16 protein-coding genes and 1 pseudogene are annotated in these 19,103 nt (G+C 67.8%); 5 read left to right on the forward strand and 12 right to left on the reverse strand.

Features of this window, described 5'->3' with window-relative positions; all coding sequences use genetic code 11:
- Window positions 1–12: 12 nt before the first annotated feature.
- The 6 genes from ACY466_RS16715 to ACY466_RS16740 form a co-directional block, all read right to left on the reverse strand.
- Window positions 13–519: a mycothiol transferase gene (locus ACY466_RS16715; protein ID WP_463246728.1), complete on the reverse strand. Its 507-nt coding sequence runs from the start codon at window positions 517–519 to the stop codon at window positions 13–15.
- A 145-nt stretch (window positions 520–664) separates the two neighbouring features.
- Entirely contained in the window at window positions 665–2,218 is a 1,554-nt protein-coding gene (locus ACY466_RS16720) for a signal peptidase I (protein WP_463246730.1), read from the reverse strand.
- A gap of 31 nt (window positions 2,219–2,249) precedes the next feature.
- Window positions 2,250–2,798: a SipW-dependent-type signal peptide-containing protein gene (locus ACY466_RS16725; RefSeq protein ID WP_463246731.1), complete on the reverse strand. Its 549-nt coding sequence runs from the start codon at window positions 2,796–2,798 to the stop codon at window positions 2,250–2,252.
- A complete protein-coding gene (locus ACY466_RS16730; RefSeq protein ID WP_463246733.1) occupies window positions 2,795–3,352 on the reverse strand; it encodes a signal peptidase I in 558 nt (185 codons plus the stop codon). Before ACY466_RS16730 ends, ACY466_RS16725 begins: the two co-directional genes overlap by 4 nt.
- Window positions 3,349–3,909 carry a hypothetical protein gene (locus ACY466_RS16735; RefSeq protein WP_463246734.1) on the reverse strand — a complete coding sequence of 187 codons (561 nt, stop codon included), beginning with the start codon at window positions 3,907–3,909 and terminating at the stop codon, window positions 3,349–3,351. The genes ACY466_RS16730 and ACY466_RS16735 overlap by 4 nt, the downstream gene beginning before the upstream one ends.
- Before the next feature lie 51 nt (window positions 3,910–3,960).
- Complete coding sequence (locus ACY466_RS16740) at window positions 3,961–4,509, reverse strand: alternate-type signal peptide domain-containing protein (protein WP_463246735.1); 549 nt, start codon at window positions 4,507–4,509, stop codon at window positions 3,961–3,963.
- Between the two features lie 392 nt (window positions 4,510–4,901).
- On the opposite strand from ACY466_RS16740, the gene ACY466_RS16745 reads away from it, so the two are divergent.
- The gene (locus ACY466_RS16745) at window positions 4,902–5,735 is read left to right on the forward strand and encodes a tryptophan-rich sensory protein (RefSeq protein WP_463246737.1); all 834 of its coding nucleotides are present in this window, start codon (window positions 4,902–4,904) and stop codon (window positions 5,733–5,735) included.
- 187 nt (window positions 5,736–5,922) lie between these two features.
- Here the strand turns inward: ACY466_RS16745 and ACY466_RS16750 are convergent, their stop codons facing one another.
- On the reverse strand, window positions 5,923–7,053 hold the full coding sequence (locus ACY466_RS16750) for an acyl-CoA dehydrogenase family protein (protein ID WP_463246738.1): 1,131 nt from the start codon (window positions 7,051–7,053) through the stop codon (window positions 5,923–5,925).
- 11 nt (window positions 7,054–7,064) lie between these two features.
- On the reverse strand, window positions 7,065–8,240 hold the full coding sequence (locus ACY466_RS16755) for an acyl-CoA dehydrogenase family protein (RefSeq protein ID WP_463246739.1): 1,176 nt from the start codon (window positions 8,238–8,240) through the stop codon (window positions 7,065–7,067).
- Between the two features lie 98 nt (window positions 8,241–8,338).
- On the opposite strand from ACY466_RS16755, the gene ACY466_RS16760 reads away from it, so the two are divergent.
- The gene (locus ACY466_RS16760) at window positions 8,339–8,944 is read left to right on the forward strand and encodes a histidine phosphatase family protein (RefSeq protein WP_463246741.1); all 606 of its coding nucleotides are present in this window, start codon (window positions 8,339–8,341) and stop codon (window positions 8,942–8,944) included.
- A gap of 37 nt (window positions 8,945–8,981) precedes the next feature.
- Here ACY466_RS16760 and ACY466_RS16765 read toward each other — a convergent pair.
- Window positions 8,982–10,742: pseudogene (locus ACY466_RS16765) on the reverse strand (putative bifunctional diguanylate cyclase/phosphodiesterase); the annotation flags it as partial.
- Window positions 10,743–11,525: 783 nt separating this feature from the next.
- On the opposite strand from ACY466_RS16765, the gene ACY466_RS16770 reads away from it, so the two are divergent.
- The gene (locus ACY466_RS16770) at window positions 11,526–12,812 is read left to right on the forward strand and encodes an MFS transporter (RefSeq protein ID WP_463252333.1); all 1,287 of its coding nucleotides are present in this window, start codon (window positions 11,526–11,528) and stop codon (window positions 12,810–12,812) included.
- 13 nt (window positions 12,813–12,825) lie between these two features.
- Here the strand turns inward: ACY466_RS16770 and ykgO are convergent, their stop codons facing one another.
- Both ykgO and ACY466_RS16780 read right to left on the reverse strand, forming a co-directional pair.
- Complete coding sequence (ykgO, locus tag ACY466_RS16775; RefSeq protein ID WP_463246742.1) at window positions 12,826–12,948, reverse strand: type B 50S ribosomal protein L36; 123 nt, start codon at window positions 12,946–12,948, stop codon at window positions 12,826–12,828.
- Window positions 12,949–12,995: 47 nt separating this feature from the next.
- Window positions 12,996–14,750: a DEAD/DEAH box helicase gene (locus tag ACY466_RS16780; RefSeq protein ID WP_463246744.1), complete on the reverse strand. Its 1,755-nt coding sequence runs from the start codon at window positions 14,748–14,750 to the stop codon at window positions 12,996–12,998.
- 178 nt (window positions 14,751–14,928) lie between these two features.
- On the opposite strand from ACY466_RS16780, the gene ACY466_RS16785 reads away from it, so the two are divergent.
- Together ACY466_RS16785 and ACY466_RS16790 are read left to right on the forward strand one after the other, a co-directional pair.
- On the forward strand, window positions 14,929–16,719 hold the full coding sequence (locus ACY466_RS16785) for an AMP-dependent synthetase/ligase (protein WP_463246745.1): 1,791 nt from the start codon (window positions 14,929–14,931) through the stop codon (window positions 16,717–16,719).
- 122 nt (window positions 16,720–16,841) lie between these two features.
- Window positions 16,842–18,416 (forward strand): molybdopterin-dependent oxidoreductase, encoded by a 1,575-nt coding sequence (locus ACY466_RS16790; RefSeq protein WP_463246746.1) that lies wholly within the window; start codon window positions 16,842–16,844, stop codon window positions 18,414–18,416.
- On the opposite strand, the gene ACY466_RS16795 is transcribed toward ACY466_RS16790, so the two are convergent.
- Window positions 18,409–19,026, reverse strand: a complete 618-nt coding sequence (locus ACY466_RS16795; protein WP_463246748.1) for an alpha/beta hydrolase — start codon at window positions 19,024–19,026, stop codon at window positions 18,409–18,411. The two genes, ACY466_RS16790 and ACY466_RS16795, sit on opposite strands and share 8 nt — an antisense overlap.
- Between the last annotated feature and the right edge of the window lie 77 nt (window positions 19,027–19,103).

Genomic DNA, 19,103 nt, shown 5'->3' on the forward strand with positions numbered 1-19,103 from the left:
TGCTCGATGCGGTCAGGCCCTGTCGACGATTCCCCGCACGAACGCCGCCTGGCCCACGTGTTGCAGGTCGTCCGACACCACGCTCACCAGTCGGACCGCGAGGGTGACGGGCGGGTCCCAGTTCTCGTCGACCACGCGATCGAGGTCCTCGGACGTCACCGTGCCGAGGTACTCGGTGGTGCGGGCGGTCACCGCGTCGAGGTAGCCGAGCAGGGTCTCGGCGTCGGAGGTGACCGCCGCGACGTCGTCGGACGACTGTCCGTACCCGATGTCCGCGTCGTCGAAGGGAAGTGCGAACTTCTCGTTCCATCCGCTCGCGGTGTAGACCTGCTCGGAGCCGGCGACGCCCGCGACGTGATCGTCCTGCACCCGCGCCGCATGCCAGATCAGCCAGGCGATGGTGTTGGCCTGCGGGTCGATGCGATGGGTGAGGGCTCGGGCGTCGATTCCGTCCAACGCCGCGCGGGCGGTCTCGGCGATGCGCTCGAACGCGTCGGTCAGGACACCTCGGTGGTCCACGGGAACTCCTCTGGTTGCTCGGCCCGGCTTGGTTCGGGCTCATCGGACGGGTGCCCGTGCACCATGATCCGGAAACGCTCGCAATTCGCGGGTTCCCGCAGATTCGGGACGAAATCGGATCATGGCGCACGGGTGCGCGCCGGGGTCAGAGCAGCGCGCGGATGTCCGCCGGGAGCGAGTCGACCGCAGCGGCGGATGCCGTTGCCGTACCGCCCGCGATCACGATGCGGGTGACACCGCTGTCGGTCAGCACGTACAGGTCACCGGTCGACGAGAAGACGACGCCGGTTCCGTAGCGAGCGCTCGTGGTCACCGGACGGGTGGTCAGGACGGTGCCCTCGGCATCCGTGAGCGTCAGCGTTCCGCCGCTGACCGCGGCCGTGTTGCCTCCGCTCGTCGTAGAACCTCCGTCGGCGACGAACGCGCTCGCCGGCGGGGGTGGGGCGGTGGTCGTGGTGGGCGGGGGTGGGGCGGTGGTCGTGGTGGGCGGGGGTGGTGGTGTCGTGGTGGATGGGGGCGGGCTGCTGGGGGCCGAGCTGCTCGGGGTCGGGCTGCTGGACGACGCGCTCGGGGCGGTGCTTCCGGGGGCTTCGCTGGTGGGGGCCGCAGACGTGGTCGGCGCGGGCTGTGTCAGAACGGTCTCGGGGGCGTTCAGCGCGTTCGGAGCCGGTGCGGAGAAGGCGCCGAAGGACCGGGCAGCCGGTGCACCTCCCAGCGAGACGACGCTGCCGTTGGTGACGCACCGCAGTCCGTTCAGTGCTGGATAGTTGATCACTTGCGTGATCGCCGTAGGGGATGTCCAGGACCCCAGGGTGGTGAACAGGTCGACCTGACGGGTCCCCGACGTCAGAAGCCCACCGAGAAATCCACGGCTCATCTCGAACGTGACGGGGTCCGTGGTCGGTGTGATGTCCGTGCTGGATCCACCGCGCACACCGATGCGATAGCCGAAGGTCACGCCGGTGGCGGTGCGTCGAGGGAAGGTGAAGCGGACCGTATTGGTACCGGCGTTGTCACAGCGGAACGTCGCGGGTGGCAGCAGGGTTGCGGCGGTGACCGTTCCGCTCGCCTGCGCGCTGTCGCCCTGTTGTGCCAGGGTCGACTCGGTCCCGCCGAAGCCCGGCACGACGACGATCGCGACCAGAGCAACCGCAGCGGCGGGCACGGCGCGGTGCCGTCCGACCGGTGCCGGACCGCGGGGAGCGCTCAACTTATCGGGCCGGAACACCAGGTACAGCAGCGCCAGTGCGAGTCCGCCGCCCACCACCCAGGCGTAAGGCGTCGACAGCCACGATGCTGCATAACCCGCGTACGGAACGTGGCCGATGACCCGCGAGGCGTCGGCCACGATGTAGGGATCGGGGTCGGCGGCGGCGTTGGCGTCGCCCTTCATGATCAGCACGGCAGTTTCGCCGAAGACCCCGTCCACCTGCTCGACGCGGTGAGTGATGCGCGAGCCGTCCGTGCGCAGGACGCTCAGCACGTCGCCCTCGGCGATCTCGGCGGCGGGAACGTCACGGGCGAGCGCCAACGACCCGGTGGGGATGGCCGGTTCCATGGATCCGGAGCGGAACACCAACGGAGTCAACGAGAACAGGGTGGCGAACAGCGCGAACACGATGCAGAGGGTGCCGACGACGGCGCCCACCGAGAGCGCGATGTCGAGGCCCCGACGGGGCTTCCTCGCCGCGTCGGGCACGGGCTTTCGATCCTCCGAGTACTCCGTGGAGTTATCCGGCACTGGGCACTCCCGTCGCGGTGAACGTGAACGTGGCGGTGCCCGTCTGCCCCTGCGCTGTGTTCGGCGCGGTGGGGGCGAGGGTGAACTGCATGCAGAGGACGTCGGCCGCGTTCACCGCGAGGGTCCGGGTCGACCCGATCACGCCGGTCGCGGCGCCGGCGCAGGTGGATCCGGTGACGGCCACTCCAGCGCCGGCGCGACTGGCGACGCTCACGTTGGTTCCGAGCGCTCCCGTGATGGCCGATGCCGTCGTGTAGTCGACGGCGAGGCTTCCTGCGTTGCGCACCGTCACCAGAACGGCCGTGGATCCCCCGGGCAGCAGAGTCCCGGTGGGCATCGTGAGAACGAAAGGAGTGGGGTTGCCCTGCGCGTTGTTCACCGTAATGTCGACGGTTCCGGTGACGAACGTGCCCGATGTGGTCGTGGTGGTGGCCGACCAGGCGGCGAGGGTGCCGACGGTTCCGAGGCCCAGCACCATGCCGAGCGCGAGGAGCGCACGCAGCCGTACGCTGCGGAGCGCGGTCAGTATCACGGTCATCCGGCGTGCCTCCCCGTCGAGCGTCCACGCGCGGCCAGGACGAATTGCACTGCGGCGTACAGAAAGAGAGACCCGGCGGCGATGCCGACGACGACCGTCCGGTTGGTGCCGGTCAGCCAGTTGTTGACATAGCCGAGGTAGGGAATGTGGTACCAGACGGCGCCGCGGATCTGTCCAGGCTGGACGTTGCCGTCGTCGGGTTGCGGGTTGTTGTCTCCCTGCGTGACGAAGACGCGCTCACCGTCCCGGCCCACACCGGTGGAAATGATGCGGTGGGTGACCACCTCGGGATCACCCGAGCGGATCTGATACGTGATGGCCTCGCCGACACCGTACGAGTCACCGGGTCGCACGATGACGAGCGTCCCCGGTGGGTAGTTGGGTTCCATGGACTGCGTGAGGATCGTATAGGGCTGCGCCCCGGCCAGTTTCGGCACGACGACAGCGGCCAGCAATCCGGCCGTCATCACGAAGAGCAGAAGCAGGGACAGAATCCGGCTGACCCACCAGAACACACCCGTGCTCTGATCGTCGGCGGTCTCGGTGGCGGTCATCGCACCTGCTCGGCCGCGAAGGAGAACAGGTGACGGTAGGTGACCGACGACGACGGCGCCGCGGTGAGAATAGACCTGATACACCAGGTCTGACTCCGCCCCGGATCGAGTCGCTGCGGCGTTCCCGCCACCGTCGTGCCCGGCGCGGTTGCCGAGAGCGTCGTGAACGCCGATCCCATGCCGGTTGACGCGGTGCACTCCGCCGGCCCCGTCACCGTGGCGCCGGCCAAGGTCACGGTGACGGTCCCGCCGCCGGGTGGTTGCACGGCGGGACCGGCGGCCGCCAACCGAAACTGCAGAGGTGTGGTGCCGGTGTTGGTGATGGTCAGCGGCGCCTGCGTTGCCTGCCCGACGGTCACCGGGTTGCGCGACAACGCGTCGAACGTGAACGCGGTGCCGGCCCCTGTGCCCGTCGACAACGACAGCGAGCCCGTTCTGATGGTCCCACCCGCAACGGTCTCACTGTCGCTCCACAGGGCGCCGGTGGTCTGCACGGAGCCGAACGCCAGCGTGGCGGCAGCCATCGCGGCTGCCGCGAACCACACCCTGCGGGACAACAGAATTCACCTCGTCATCGACGGTCGATCATCGTGATACAGAATGGAGCGTCAGGTGCGGGCTTGCTGCGACAGGTTGATGCGAAACCCGGACAGGTTCACCGTGTCTTCGGTGCCGACCTGGTTGGGGGTACTCGCATCGAACGTGACCCGCGCGAGGACGTCGACGACAGTTCCGTCCTGGTCCTCGGTGATGATGTTGCCGTCCAACGGCTCTCCACCCGTGCTCGCGACGACCGTCACCGGGACGAGCGTGCCATTCAGTTCGCCGGAGTACGTCACGCTGGACGCGTCCGCCTCGAGGACGGCCTGGAGGTTGTCTCCGTCGGCCGTGACCAGGTACGACGCCGTGTACTCGAGGACGTCGCCCGGAACCATGCGGAACTGAGTGATGTCGGCGATGGCGCCGGAATTCTGCGGACCCGGTGACACGTCGGTCCAGGACCCTGCCGCGACCGGGGAGATGTCGAGGTTGCCCGCCGTGATCGTGCCGCCGGCGACGTCCTCGCCGTCGCTCCACAGAGCGAACGAGCCGGCCCCGCCCAGGAGGAGAAGTCCGGCGGCGCCCGCAGCGAGTGCGCCCTTGGTGGTCTTGTTCATGGTGGTCTCCATCATCGTGTTGTGGTTCGCGGTGTGATTCCCGATCCCCCGACCATTCTTTCGCAAATGGCTTACCCACCGTTACGCCCTTTATTCGGAGCCACCACTCGGTCGGATGGCTCGAAAGTTGGCCCTGATCATCGAGACTCGAGCGGTGCCGACCCCTCCGACGCACCCGATGAGCATCGAAAGCCGCTCCCAACTGCGCCTTTACCGCATAAACGCGCCATTCTGTACCAACATTGATTCGTACCGTAAAACCATTAATTCACGAGTGGTTCAGGCGGACCGCCGGAACTAGTTCAGGACCCGACTCGAAGTTTGTTTACCCTCACGCCCGCACGGGCATCCCGTCGCCACACACACAACGGCCGCACCAAAGGACACAGGACATGACTGCAGGAACCCTCGACTCGTCCACCACCGTGCGACCCGACCGCGGTGGCGTCGTTCTGGTGATCGTCAGCGCGATCGTCGCCGTCCTCGGCGGATTCCTGGGGTCCGGCGCCGTGGTGGGCACGCCCATCGCGGAAACCGCCGGCGGAGCACTCAGCGCCACGGCCACGTACGTCGCACCGGCCGGCCCGGCCTTCTCGATCTGGTCCGTCGTCTACGCCGGATTGCTCGCGTACGCCGTCTGGCAGGCACTGCCCTCACAGCAGCGATCCGAGCGGCAGCGTCGGCTCCGGCGACCCATCGCCGCGACCATGATCCTCAACGCCGCGTGGATCCTCGTCGTCCAGTTCGGTTCCGTGTTCGCGAGCGTCGTGGTGATCGCCCTGCTGCTCGCGAGCCTGGCCCTGGTGTTCGCGTTGCTGATCCGCTCCGTCCCGACCGGGAAGGTCGACGCCGTGGTCACCGACGGCACGATGGGCCTGTACCTCGGATGGGTGACCATCGCGACCGCGGTGAACATCAGCGCCTGGCTCGCAGATATGGGCGTCGGCAAGGTCGGCACGGAGCCGGGAGTCGGATTCACCTCGGTGTCGACGGTGTGGGCGATCGTCGTCCTCGCGGTGGCCGCGAGCGTCGGGCTGTTCCTCGCGGCGGTGTCGGCGGGACGCATCGCCCAGGCGCTCTCGTTGACGTGGGGCCTGGGCTGGGTGGCGCAGGGGCGCCTGTCGGGCGAACTGGTCAACACGACCGTCGGGTGGGTCGCGGCGATCGCCGCTGTGGCGGTGCTGGCGGGAACCGTGGCGCTGCGGGTGCGTCGATCGCGGGTCTGAGATTGGTGCACCAGCTGCACACAACCATGCCCATGTCGGCACATTCGGCCCTCTCGGCCATGGTTGTGTGCAGCCTGCGCAGGCCCCACACACCAGGCCCACCACACACGACCGCACCCCTCCCGCTCGATCGCAAGGCAACACGCGTGCGAACGAGCAGAAGGGGTGCGGCAGAAGCGGAAGCGGCCTAGGTGACGCCCAACATGTCGTGATCCTTCAGTGCGCCGGTGACGATCCGCAGGTGATCGTCGACGCCGCCGAGCGTGTGCTCGATGGCGGTGAGGCGGCTGAAGTAGTGGCCGACCGGGTACTCATCGGTCACACCGATGCCGCCGTGCAGCTGGATCGACTCCTGGCCGACCAGGCGGGCCGAGCGGCCGATCTGCAGCTTGGTGCGCGACGCCACGATCGGGTCCACGGAGCCGTCCGCCAGCGACATGGTGGCGTACAGCGCCATGCTGCGGGCCAGCTCGAGCTGGATGTACATGTCCGCGGCACGGAACGTCAGGGCCTGGAACTTGGCCAGCGGCACCCCGAACTGCTTGCGCTGCTTCAGGTAATCCGTGGTCAACCGCAGCGACTCCTCCATGGCGCCCAGTGCCTCGGCGGCCAGGGCGGCCTGCGCACGCACGTCCGACGCCACGATGGCCTCCGACGCATCCCCGCCGTCACCGAGGGGCTCGGCGGCGACGTCGCTCAGCACGAGCGTCGCGCCGCGCAGACCGTCGTGCGTGCGGTAGGTGGAGCGGGTGAGACCGTCGGCGTCCGCGTCGACGAGGAACAGGCCGACGCCGCCGGCCGGCAACGCCGCACTGACGACGAAGTGGTCGGCGCAGTCACCGTGCAGCACCGGGTTCTTGGTGCCCGAGAGCGACCAGGACCCGCCGTTGTCGGTGGCGGTGGTGGTGATCTCGACCGCGGGCCAGCGAACGCCGGGTTCGGCGTGGGCGAACGCCAGTAGGGTCTGACCCTCGGCGACCTGCGGCAACACGCGCTGACGCTGCTCGGTGGAACCGACCGCGGTGATGAGACCGCCGGGGATCAGCACGGCGTCGAGGAGCGGCTCCGGAGCCAACCGGCGACCGATCTCCGTCATCACGGCGAAGGTCTCCACCGGACCGGCGTCCATGCCGCCGTCGTCCTCGGAGAAGCTCAGACCGAGGAGACCGAGCTCGGCGAACTGCTTCCACACCGAATCGCTCCAGCCGCGCTCGCTGTCCACGGCCGCCTTGCGCTTCTCGTTGTCGTAACTGCGCGAGAGCACCTCACGAACGGTGTCGCGCAGCAACTTCTGTTCTTCGTCCAGTTCGAATTGCATGTCAGTAGCTCCTAGAGGCCGAGGATGCCGGACGCGATGATGGTGCGCTGCACCTCGTTCGAGCCGCCGTAGATGGACGTCTTGCGGAAGTTCAGGTACTGCGGCGTGGCCCGCTGCGCCCACACCGGGGACGGCGAATCCTCGCCCGCCGAGAACGGCAGGGAGTCCGGTCCGGCGACGTCGGCGAGGATCTCGGTGGCGAGCTGCTGAAGCTCGCTGCCGCGCAGCTTGAGCACGGACGACGCCGGGTTCTCCTTGCCCGCAACGTAACTGGAGACGATGCGCAGCTGCGTCATCTCCAGCGCGAGGACCTGGTTCTCGATCTCGGCGAAGCGAGCCGCGAACACCGGATCGTCCAGCAACGTTCCGGAGCCGACCTTGGTCTCGGCCGCCCGCGCCTTGGCCTGCGCCAGCTTGGTCTTGGTGAAGCCCAGGCGGGTGATGCCGGTGCGCTCGTTGCTGAGGAGGAACTTCGCGTAGGTCCAGCCGGCGTTCTCCTCGCCGACGAGGTTCTCGACGGGGACGCGGACGTCCTCGAACCAGACCTCGTTGACCTCGTGGCCACCGTCGATCAGTTTGATCGGGCGCACGGTGATGCCGGGCGTCTTCAGGTCCACGAGGATGAAGGAGATCCCGGCCTGCTTCTTGGGGGCGTCGGGATTGGTGCGGGCGAGGACGAAGATCCAGTCGGCGTACTGCCCGAGCGTGGTCCAGGTCTTCTGTCCGTTGAGGACGTACTCGTCGCCGTCACGGATCGCCGTGGTGCGCAGCGACGCGAGGTCGGATCCGGCCTCGGGCTCGGAGAAGCCCTGGCACCACCAGATGTCGAGGTTCTGCGTCGGCGGAAGGAACTTCTGCTTCTGCTCCTCGGAACCGAACGTCGCGATGACCGGGCCGACCATCGAGATGTTGAACGCGAGCGGCTCGGGAACGGAGGCGAGCTGCAGCTCGTCCAGCCAGATGTGGTGCTGCATCGGCGTCCAGTCCTTGCCGCCCCACTCGACCGGCCAGTGCGGGCTGGCCATGCCGTGCTTGTTCAGGATCTGCAGGGTGGTGATCATGTCCTCGCGGGCGAGTTCTTCGCCGGACGCGTTCCGCTCGCGGATGTCCTCGGGGATCTCGGTGCGGAAGAACGTTCGCATCTCGTCGCGGAACGCAGCTTCCTCGTCGGTCAGTGCCAGATTCATCGGAGACCTTTCCAGTACGCAATAGCTCTACAGGTGACCGTACTCCTCGGTAACCTGCCCGCGACATGGGTCGGGGAACCGATATTCTCGAGGCCACCATGACAAAAACCGAGCCCGACGCGACGACGAGCATCGCGTTGGTGCGGCACGGCGAGACCGACTGGAACATCGTCGGTCGCCTGCAGGGTTCGTCGGACATCCCGCTCAACGACGTCGGGCGCGCGCAGGCCCGTCGGGCTGCGGTGAACCTGGCCACCGCGTCGTGGGACCGGTTGGTCAGCTCGCCGCTGTCACGAGCGACGGAGACGGCGGACATCATCGGCCACGTCGTGGGGATGCACCGCACCGCCGACTACGACGACCTGGCCGAACGCCACTTCGGGCACGCCGAGGGCATGAGCGGATGGGAGGCCGGCGTCTACTGGCCGGACGGCCGCTTCCCCGGTGCGGAGAGCATCGAGGAACTCGCGGCGCGCGGCCGGGATCGTCTCGATCGCCTCGCCCACGATCACCCCGGCGAATCGATCCTCGCCGTCGCGCACGGCGGCATCATCCGCGCGATCCTCGAGACCGTCACCGGGTTTCCTGCGCCTCGGATCGCGAACGCGGGGGTGTCGATGCTGCAGCACGACGGTTCCGAGTGGACCGTGCGGACGGTGAACTCGATTCCGGTACGACCGCGTCGCCGTGGGCCGCTTCGCTGACGCCGAGATGGTCCTCGATCGGCGCGGGCCGACCGAACAGGTACCCCTGGGCGAACCCGATGCCCAGCCGTTCGACGATCGCCGCCTGCCCCGGCGTCTCGACCCCCTCCGCGACCACGTGCACCTCCAGTGCGTTGGCCATCGCGGCGATGGCGGTCACCAAGGACACCGCGGTGGCGTCGGTGGTGATGGCGCCGATGAAGGACTTGTCGATCTTGAGCACCGAGATGGGCAGATCTCGAAGGCGACCGAGCGACGAGTGACCGATTCCGAAATCGTCGAGCACCAGCTGGACTCCCTGGTCCGCGAGCCGCAGCAGCACACGCTGCGTCACCGCGGGATCGGCGATCAGCGCACTCTCGGTGACCTCGAGGCCGAGGCTGTCGCCCTGGAGCCCGTGCCGGGCGAGCAGGTCGGCCACCACGTCCGGGAACCGCTCGTCGCGCAGTTGGAGCACGGACAGGTTCACCGACATCCGCGCGTCGGGCCGCCCGTCCGCGCGGAGACGCACCAGGTCGGCCAGTGCGGTGTCGAGCACCCGGGTGCCGATCTCGGAGATGAGATTCGTCGACTCGGCGACGGGGATGAACACGTCGGGAGCAATCGGTACACCGTCGTGCGTCCACCGCAGCAGCGCCTCGAAGACCACGGGTGTGTGGTCGTCGACCGCCACGATCGGCTGGTAGTGCACCGACAGGTCGCCGCGACGCATGGCGCCCCGCAGCGCGGAGCCGAGTTCGAGCGCGGACGTCGCGGCCGTGCGCAGTGATTCGTCGAAGAACGCGTGGGTGCCGGCGCCCTGTGACTTCGCGAAGTACATCGCCGAATCCGCCTCGCGGATCAGATCGTCGGCAACGACGGGCCCGTCGGAGCTCGCGATTCCCACCGACACCGTCAGGTACACCGAGGCGACGCCCAGCTCGAACGGTTCCGCGAACGACGCGGACACCCGTTTCGCCAACCTCTCCGCGGCGGAGCGAGTGGATCGCGTGATCACCATGAATTCGTCGCCCGCGTAGCGCACCACCGTTCCCGGCGGCGCCACCGTGGCCCGGATGCGACGGGCCGCCTGGCGGATGAGCTCGTCGCCGGCGCGGTGTCCGTAGGAATCGTTGACGGCCTTGAAGTTGTCGAAGTCGGCGAAGAGCACCGTGACGGGGGTGTTCGTGTGCGAACGCAGCCGACGGAAGACGCCGGGCAGCGCGGACCGATCCGGTAGCCCCGTCAACGCGTCGTGGGTGGCGTCGTGACGAGCCTTGGTCTCGCTCCGCCGTGCCCGGCTCAGCGCAAGCTCTCCTCGGACGAACATTCCCACCAGAATCACGGAGAGAAAACCCGATCGCACCACGATGTCGACGGATCCCACGGAATCCCCCACCAGCGGCAACGCCGCGCAGATCGCCACCAGCACGACCAGGACGGTCATGCGATGTCGGCTGCTCTCCCGCGTCGCGCCGGTGCCGGGTCCACCCACTCGGGACATCGACGGATGCTGAGCAGCCGCGGCGACCGCCACGAAGGCCGTGACGTACGCCGCCTCGACCGCGCCCGTGGGCACCACCGCACCGCGGACCGTGGCCACGGCGATGATCAGGTCTCCGACGAGAATCGCGGCGAGACCGATCACCAGCATCGCGAGCGCAGGGTTGCTCCGGCGCCGGGACAGCAGACCGAAGTACGCCATGGTGAGCAGACCGGCGTCGATCGCCGGATACAGCCCGTTGAAGGCCAGCGAAGCGAGGTCGTCCGTCCGTTCGAGTGCGGGTGCGACCAGCAGGACCCACGAGACGAACAGCATGCCGAGCGTCACCAGAACCGTGTCGAGGACGGCGATCGTGTTGGGCGGCGAACCGTCCTGCGACGACCACTTCACCAGGCCGACGACCACGAGCACGTATCCCAGCGAGATCGCCAGCTCCGGCACGACCGACCCGACGTACGAACCCGGCACCTCGCGGAGCGCCAGCCCCGTCCCGAACGCGCCGCCGGCACCGACGAGGTAACGCCAGGACTCCACGCGAGACGGGGTGTTGCGACGGATGCCCGCTGCGACCAGCACCACCCAGAGCGTCGCGAGGACCGTCGTGACGACGATGCGTTGAACTCCGGAGGTCCAGGCCAGCGCGAGAAGCGAGGCCGCCAGGGCAGCGACGGTCACCAGGAGGAACCGGCCGGACACGCGGGAGTACAGCACCGCGGGGCGCTCCCTTCCGCGCCGTCGGCGTCGAACGTCGATCGACACCTCGTGCCGTCATGATGGCACTTTCCGGGGAAGTGAGAGGGGGTCACGGACCGCAGGTTGGCGCCGTAACGGGAAAAAGTCCGATTTGTGGGGTATCGCCCGGATCGGGGTCCTTACGGGGTCACGAAGCGATAACGAACAAACCGATGTCCGATTTCCGGTTCGGCGTGGTGGGTCACGGTTCGGTAGACCCGGAAGGTTGCTTCCGTCCGCCAATGGTGATGTTCGCCGTGAGACACCCCGAGGAGACCGAACGTGAGCACTTCGCACACCGGTACAGCCGACCACCCGTCGGACGCGCCCCCCGGAGTGGTCAAGCGCGCCATCGCCGCCTCCGCCATGGGCAACGCGACCGAGTGGTTCGACTACGGCGTCTACGCCTACACCGCCACGTACATCGCGAACGCCTTCTTTCCCGAGGATCTCGAGTCCGCGACGCTGTTGACCCTCGGCATCTTCGCGGTGTCGTTCCTCGTCCGCCCGCTCGGTGGTCTGGTGTGGGGGCCGCTCGGCGACCGGCTCGGGCGCAAGCAGGTTCTCGCGCTGACGATCGTCATCATGGGAACGGCCACGTTCCTCATCGGCCTGATTCCGAGTTACGCCTCGATCGGCTTCTGGGCGCCGGTCATCCTGGTGGTCCTGCGCATGATCCAGGGCTTCTCCACGGGCGGTGAGTACGGCGGAGCGGCGACGTTCATGGCCGAGTACTCCCCGGACAAGAAGCGCGGCTTCTACGGCAGCTTCCTCGAGTTCGGCACGCTCGGTGGATTCTCGCTCGGTGCACTGGTGGTGCTCGCGGTCGATCTGCTGTCGACGGACGCCTTCATGGACACGTGGGGGTGGCGTCTTCCGTTCTTCGTCGCCGGTCCGATGGCGTTGATCGGGCTCTACCTGCGCTCGAAGCTCGAGGACACCCCGGTGTTCCGCGAACTGGAGAAGGCCGAGGAAGTCGAGAGGGACACCGGCACCCAGTTCCGTGACCTGATCACGCAGTACTGGCGCCCGATCGTCGTCCTCATGGGCCTCGTGGTCGCGCTCAACGTCACGAACTACACGCTGCTCAGCTACATGCCGACCTACCTGGAGAACCGCATCGGCCTCACCGCGACGTCGTCGCTGTTCCTCGTGGTCATCGGTCAGCTCGCGATGATGGTCGTCATCCCCTTCGCCGGCGCGCTGTCGGACCGGATCGGTCGCAAGCCGCTCTGGCTGGTGTCGATGCTCGGGCTGTTCGTCTTCGCCATCCCGATGTACATGCTGATGACGGTCAACTTCGGCTGGGCGATCGTCGCGTTCACCGTGCTGGGACTTCTGTACGTCCTGCAGCTGTCGACGATCTCCGCGACGTTCCCGGCCATGTTCCCGACGCACGTGCGATTCGCCGGATTCGCCATCGCCTACAACGTCTCGACGTCGCTGTTCGGCGGTACGGCGCCGGCGGCGAACGAGTGGTTGGTGGAGCAGACGGGCAACGATCTGGTGCCCGCGTTCTACATGATGGGCGCCTGCGTGGTCGGCCTGATCGCGCTGAAGTTCGTGGCCGAGACCGCCGGGGCGTCGCTGCGCGGGCGTGGGACTCCCGGCATCGACACCCCGGCTCACCCGACGGCGCGCGAGAACGCCTGAGCGGCCGGTCCCGTCAGCCCTGCCGCCCCTTGAACCGCGGGTTCTTCTTGTTGATCACGTACATGCGCCCGCGGCGACGCACCACCTGTGCCCCGGGTTGGGCGACCAACGACTTCAGCGACGCACGGACCTTCACGGCAGACCTCCAGGCTTATCGACAACAATTGTCGATAAGCTACCGCGTCAGCCCTTGCGGCCCCCGTGCCGGGGTCCGTGGTCCGGTTGCAGTTGGATCAGCACGCCGCTGATCCGCGTGCGCCGCAGCGCCTCGAGCGTCTCGTCCGCGAGATCGGCCGGCAGCTCGACGAGGCTGTAGTCCGCGCGAATGCTGATGTGCCCGAAGTCGCTTCGACGCAGACCGCCTTCGTTGGCAATGGCTCCCACGATGGCGCCGGGGGCCACCTTGTGCCGCTTACCGACGCTGATCCGATACATCGCGAGGTCCTGATCGCCCTTACGGCTCTTGCGCGGCGCCGCATCCCGGTCGTCGAACTTGCGCTCCGGCCGATCGCGCGGAGCGGCCCTCTCGCGCGGCGGCGGGGGCGGCGGATCGGGCGACATGAGAAAGGCGTCGCCGTCGCGGGACTGCGTCGCGAGCGCTGCCGCGATGTCGGCGAGCGGCACGTCGTGCTCGCGCTCGTAGTCCTCGATGAGCCGACGGAACAGATGCAGCGACGGCGAGGACAGCGACTCGGTGATGGAATCGGCGAACTTCGACACGCGCTGGGCGTTGACGTCCTCGACGCTGGGCAACTGCATTTCGGTGATCGGCTGGCGCGTGGCCTTCTCGATCGCCTTGAGCAGATGCCGTTCCCGCGGTGCGACGAACAGCAACGCCTGACCGGCCCGGCCCGCGCGACCGGTGCGGCCGATGCGGTGCACGTACGACTCGGTGTCGTGCGGGATGTCGTAGTTGATGACGTGCGAGATGCGGTCCACGTCCAGACCGCGCGCCGCGACGTCCGTCGCGACGAGAATGTCGAGCGCGCCGCTCTTGAGCTGACCGATGGTCCGCTCGCGTTGAGCCTGCACGATGTCGCCGTTGATCGCGGCTGCGGAGTATCCCCGTGCCCGGAGTTTCTCGGCGAGGTCCTCGGTGGCCTGCTTGGTGCGGACGAACATGATCATCGCCTCGAAGTCCTCGACCTCGAAGATGCGGGTCAGCGCGTCGAGCTTGCGCTGGTGCGCCACCTGGACGTACCGCTGGGTGATGTTCGGCGCCGTCGAGGTGGTGGTCTTGACGGTGATCTCCACCGGATCGTGCATGTACTGCTTGGAGATCTTGCGGATGGTCGCCGGCATGGTCGCCGAGAACAGCGCCACCTGCTTGTATTCCGGGGTGTCGGCGAGGATGCGCTCGACGTCCTCCTGGAACCCCATCTTGAGCATCTCGTCCGCCTCGTCGAGCACCAGGTACTCGAGGTGCGAGAGGTCCAGCGTGCCCTTCTCCAGGTGGTCGATCACGCGGCCGGGCGTACCGACGATGATCTGTGCGCCGCGGCGCAGGCCCGAGAGCTGCACGCCGTACGCCTGGCCACCGTAGATCGGCAGGATGTGCAGACCCGGGATGTGGGTGGCGTACTTGCCGAAGGCCTCGGCCACCTGCAGCGCGAGCTCACGGGTCGGTGCGAGAACCAGGGCCTGCGGGGTCCGGTTGGTCACGTCGAGTCGCGAGAGGATCGGCACGGCGAACGCGGCCGTCTTGCCGGTGCCGGTCTGCGCGAGGCCCACGACGTCGTTCCCGGCCATCAGCGGCGGGATCGTGGCGGCCTGGATGGGCGACGGGGTCTCGTATCCCACGTCGGAAAGTGCCTTCAGCACCCGCTCGTCGATGCCGAGATCGGCGAACGTGGCGGGTTCGGCGGAAGCGTCGGGTGTCTGGTTCTCCGCGGGTGAGTGCGAGACAGCGGAGTTCTGACCAGTGTCGGAGGCAGTCATATACACCACAGTCTAGTCGAGGTGGGGCGCCGACCGTACCCGGTGATCGACGTCGAATCGAGATCGCGAAGACCGCCCGCACGAAGCGGACAAAGCGGATACTCGACCTCGAACACCACATCCGCAGTTGATGTGATCCAATACACAGGAAAATAGCTGCAACTGGAAGGTTCCAACAGTGCGCGAATACTCCGTCCCCGCTTCCTACACGATTCCCGAGGACGCCTCGATGGCCGCCACGGTCTTCCGGTACGTGGAGGAAAGCCCCGATTTCGTCCCGTTCCAGCGCCGGTCGGGTGACAGCTGGAAAAACGTCACCGCCCGCGCCTTCGCCGAGGAAGTCGCCGGCGTCGCCAAGGGCCTGATGGCGTCGGGCGTGGAACTCGGCGACCGCGTCGCCATTCTCTCGAGCACCCGCTACGAGTGGGTCGTCCTCGACTACGCCATCTGGACCGCCGGCGGATGCACCGTATCGATCTACGAGACCTCGGCCGCCGATCAGGCCCAGTGGATCCTCGAGGACTCGGCGACGAAGATCCTCGTCCTGGAGACGTCCGATCATCAGGAGAAGATGAAGGACGTCACCGAGTCGGCCGCCGATCTGCGCGAGACCCTCGTCATCGACCACGGCGCGCTCGACGAGCTCACCACCCGCGGTGCGAGCGTCTCCGACGCGGACCTGCATTCCCGACGCACTCAGGTCAAGGCCGATTCGCCGGCCACCCTGATCTACACGTCGGGAACCACGGGCCGCCCCAAGGGCGTCCAGCTCACCCACGCCAATTTCTACGCCGAGGTCAAGGCCACCCAGGTCGCCCTGCACGACGCGATGAGCGAGGGCAAGCGGACCCTGATGTTCCTGCCGATGGCCCACGTGTTCGCCCGAGCAATCTCGTTCGGCTCGTTCGAGTCGAAGGTGACCGTTGCGCACACCTCCGACGTCACGACCCTCGTCGATCAGTTCTCGCAGTTCCAGCCGGACTTCATCCTCTCCGTGCCCCGCGTCTTCGAGAAGGTCTACAACTCGGCCAAGCAGAAGGCGCACGACGGCGGCAAGGGCAAGATCTTCGATCAGGCGGCCGACGTGGCCATCGAGTGGAGCAAGGCACAGGACACCGGCGGCGCCGGCCTGGTTCTCAAGGCCAAGCACGCCCTCTTCGACAAGCTCGTGTACTCCAAGCTTCGCGCCGCCCTCGGTGGTAAGTGCGACCGCGCCGTCGCCGGCGGTGCTCCGCTCGGCGCACGGCTCGGTCACTTCTTCCGCGGCATCGGCGTGCCGGTCTTCGAGGGCTACGGCCTGACCGAGACCAGCGCGGCCATCACCGTCAACACCACGGAGAACCAGCGCATCGGTACCGTCGGCCGCCCCATCGAGGGATGCTCGGTCAAGCTCGGCGACGACGGCGAGCTTCTGGTGAAGGGTCCCGTGGTCTTCAGCGGGTACTGGCACAACGAGAAGGCCACGGCCGAATCCATCATCGACGGGTGGTTCCACACCGGTGACCTCGGCTCGATCGACAAGGACGGCTTCGTCTCGATCACCGGCCGCAAGAAGGAGATCATCGTCACCGCAGGCGGCAAGAACGTCGCACCGGCCGGTCTCGAGGACTCCATCCGGGCCCACGCGCTGGTCTCCCAGTGCCTGGTCGTGGGCGACGCCAAGCCGTTCATCGGTGCGCTGATCACCCTGGACCCGGAGGCGCTGCCCGGCTGGCTCGAGCGCCACGATCTCCCCACCGACACCCCGGTGAGCAAGTTGACCACCAACCCCGATCTGGTCGCCGAACTCGACGCGGCCGTGGCCAACGCCAACACCAAGGTGTCGAGTGCGGAGCAGATCAAGAAGTACACGATTCTCACCACGGACTTCTCCATCGAGTCCGGTGAGCTCACCCCGACGATGAAGCTCAAGCGCAACGTCATCATGGAGTCCCACAAGGACGACGTCGCCGGGATCTACAGCAAGTAGGCAGTCGACCTCGAGCACAACGATGCGCGTTCGTGAGATCTCCTCACGGGCGCGCATCGTGCGTTCAGCACAACAACCGACCGGGTAGCAAGCCGACACGCCTGCGGTGGCGAATACTGGACATGACCACAACGAGCGCGCATCCGGCACCCGAGGGCGACACGTCCAGGCGACGTGTCCATCCCTTCGCGCGGATGCTCAGCGGAATCATCGCGGCCGGCGTGGTGCTCGGCATCGGTGAACTGCTGTCGCTCGCGTTCTCGTCCGCGTCGTCCCCGTTCATCGCGGTCGGATCGACCACGGTGGACCGCACGCCCGCGTTCGCCCGCGAGTTCGCCATCGACACCTTCGGCACCAACGACAAGATCGCCCTCTTCGTGGGGATGTCGGTGCTCATCGTGATCCTGGCCGCGGTGGCCGGACTCCTCGAACGTCCGAAGCGGCCCGTGGGGTCGCTGATCCTCGTTCTGCTCGGCGCCGTGGGCGTCTACGCCGTACTCGCGCGCCCCACCTCGGATGTGATCGACATCGTTCCCACGGTGGTCGGCGTCGTGGCCGGTGTCGTGGTGCTGCGGCTTCTCACTCGCTTCCTCGTGGTCCCGGCGAACGAGCCCGACGGTGCCATGCCGCGTCGTCAGTTCTTCGTCCTCGCCGGTGCCGCCGCCGCGGTGGCCGTCGCGGCCGGTGCCGCGGGTCGCTACCTCGGCGATCGTGTCGCGGGTATCGCCGACGACATGGCCAACTTCCGGATCCCCGGCGTCTCCGGCGAGAACAGGGCCGCGCCGATCCCGGCGGGCACGGACATCGGGGTCGAGGGTGCGACGCCGTTCACCACCCCCAACAACGACTTCTACCGCATCGACACCGCCTTGCAGGTCCCACAGCTGACCACCGACGAGTGGCAATTGCGGATCCACGGCATGGTCGATCGCGAGATCACCCTGTCCTGGGACGATCTGATGGCGCGCACCCCGATCGAGCGCGTGATCACCCTGACCTGCGTCTCCAACGAGGTCGGTGGACCGCTGGCCGGCAACGCCACCTGGGTCGGCTTCCCCATCGCGGACCTCCTGGCCGAGGTGGGCGTGCAGGCCGACTCCGACATGCTGCTGTCGACGAGTATCGACGGCATGACCATCGGCACCCCGGTCGCCGACCTCACCGACGGCCGCGACGCCATCCTCGCGATCTCGATGAACGGAGAGCCCCTCCCCCTCGAACACGGATACCCCGTGCGCCAGGTCGTGCCCGGCCTGTACGGCTACGTCTCTGCCACCAAGTGGGTCGTGGACTGGGAGCTGACCCGCTTCGACCAGGTCGAGGCGTACTGGACGGAGCGCGGTTGGGGCGCCCGCACCGACCTCAAGACCGCGTCGCGCATCGACGTTCCCGCGGCCTTCTCACCGGTGTCCCCCGGCCCCGTCCGCATCGCCGGAACCGCCTGGGCACAGACGCGCGGCATCGAGCGCGTCGAGGTGAGCATCGACGGCGGCGACTGGGAACTGGCGACGCTGGCCGAGCAGTACTCCGTGGACACCTGGCGTCAGTGGTTCCTGGACTGGGAGGCGACCGCGGGCAACCACAGCGTCCGTGTGCGCGCGACCGATCAGAACGGCGACACGCAGACCGAGGAGCGCACGCCGCCCATCCCGGGTGGCTCGACCGGCTGGCACACCGTCACCATCATCGTCAGCTGAGCAGGTGATCGGCCGCGTCGTCGGTGACGGCGCGGTGCACCTTCTCGTGCAGTAGATCGTGGCCGGTGTCGGCGTACTCGTGCAGCGGGATCGCCACCTCGGACGCGGCGACGAGTTCCCGAACTGCGCCGATGGGCGCAATGCGATCGTCGACGCCGTGCATCGCGATGGTCGGCGACGTCGCCGCGGCGCGGAGCATCTCCGGCGAGACGAGCATCGGTGGCAGGGCGATGAGAGCGGCGTTCTTGACCGTCGTTCCTGCAGCCAGCGCCCGCACCGCCGCGGCCGTGCCGAGCGAGTGGCCCATGATCGACGGCGTCGGGTCGCCGGTCAGTTCGACCAGCGTGCGCGCGTCGGAACCGATGTCGGAGAGATACGACTCGACTTCGCGGTGGTCGGCGTTCTCGTCCACCTCGCCCTCGGTCAGGCCGTGGCCGATGTGATCGAGCGCCCAGACGGACAACCCACGCGCGACCATCAACGACGCGAACCGGTGGTAGTTCCCGCTGTGCTGACCCCGACCGTGCAGAAACACCAGGGTGCCCAGCGGTTCGGGAGCCGGCCACGTCCGATAGTGCACTCGGCCTCGTGATCCTTCGAAAAACGGCATGGGGGTCATTGTGACCGACCGGTGCCGCGCCGCGCGCGCCGTGCCGGATGTCTCGAGGACGGGCGGCCCCGTGTCGG

Source organism: Rhodococcus sp. K11/5, from assembly GCF_055193735.1.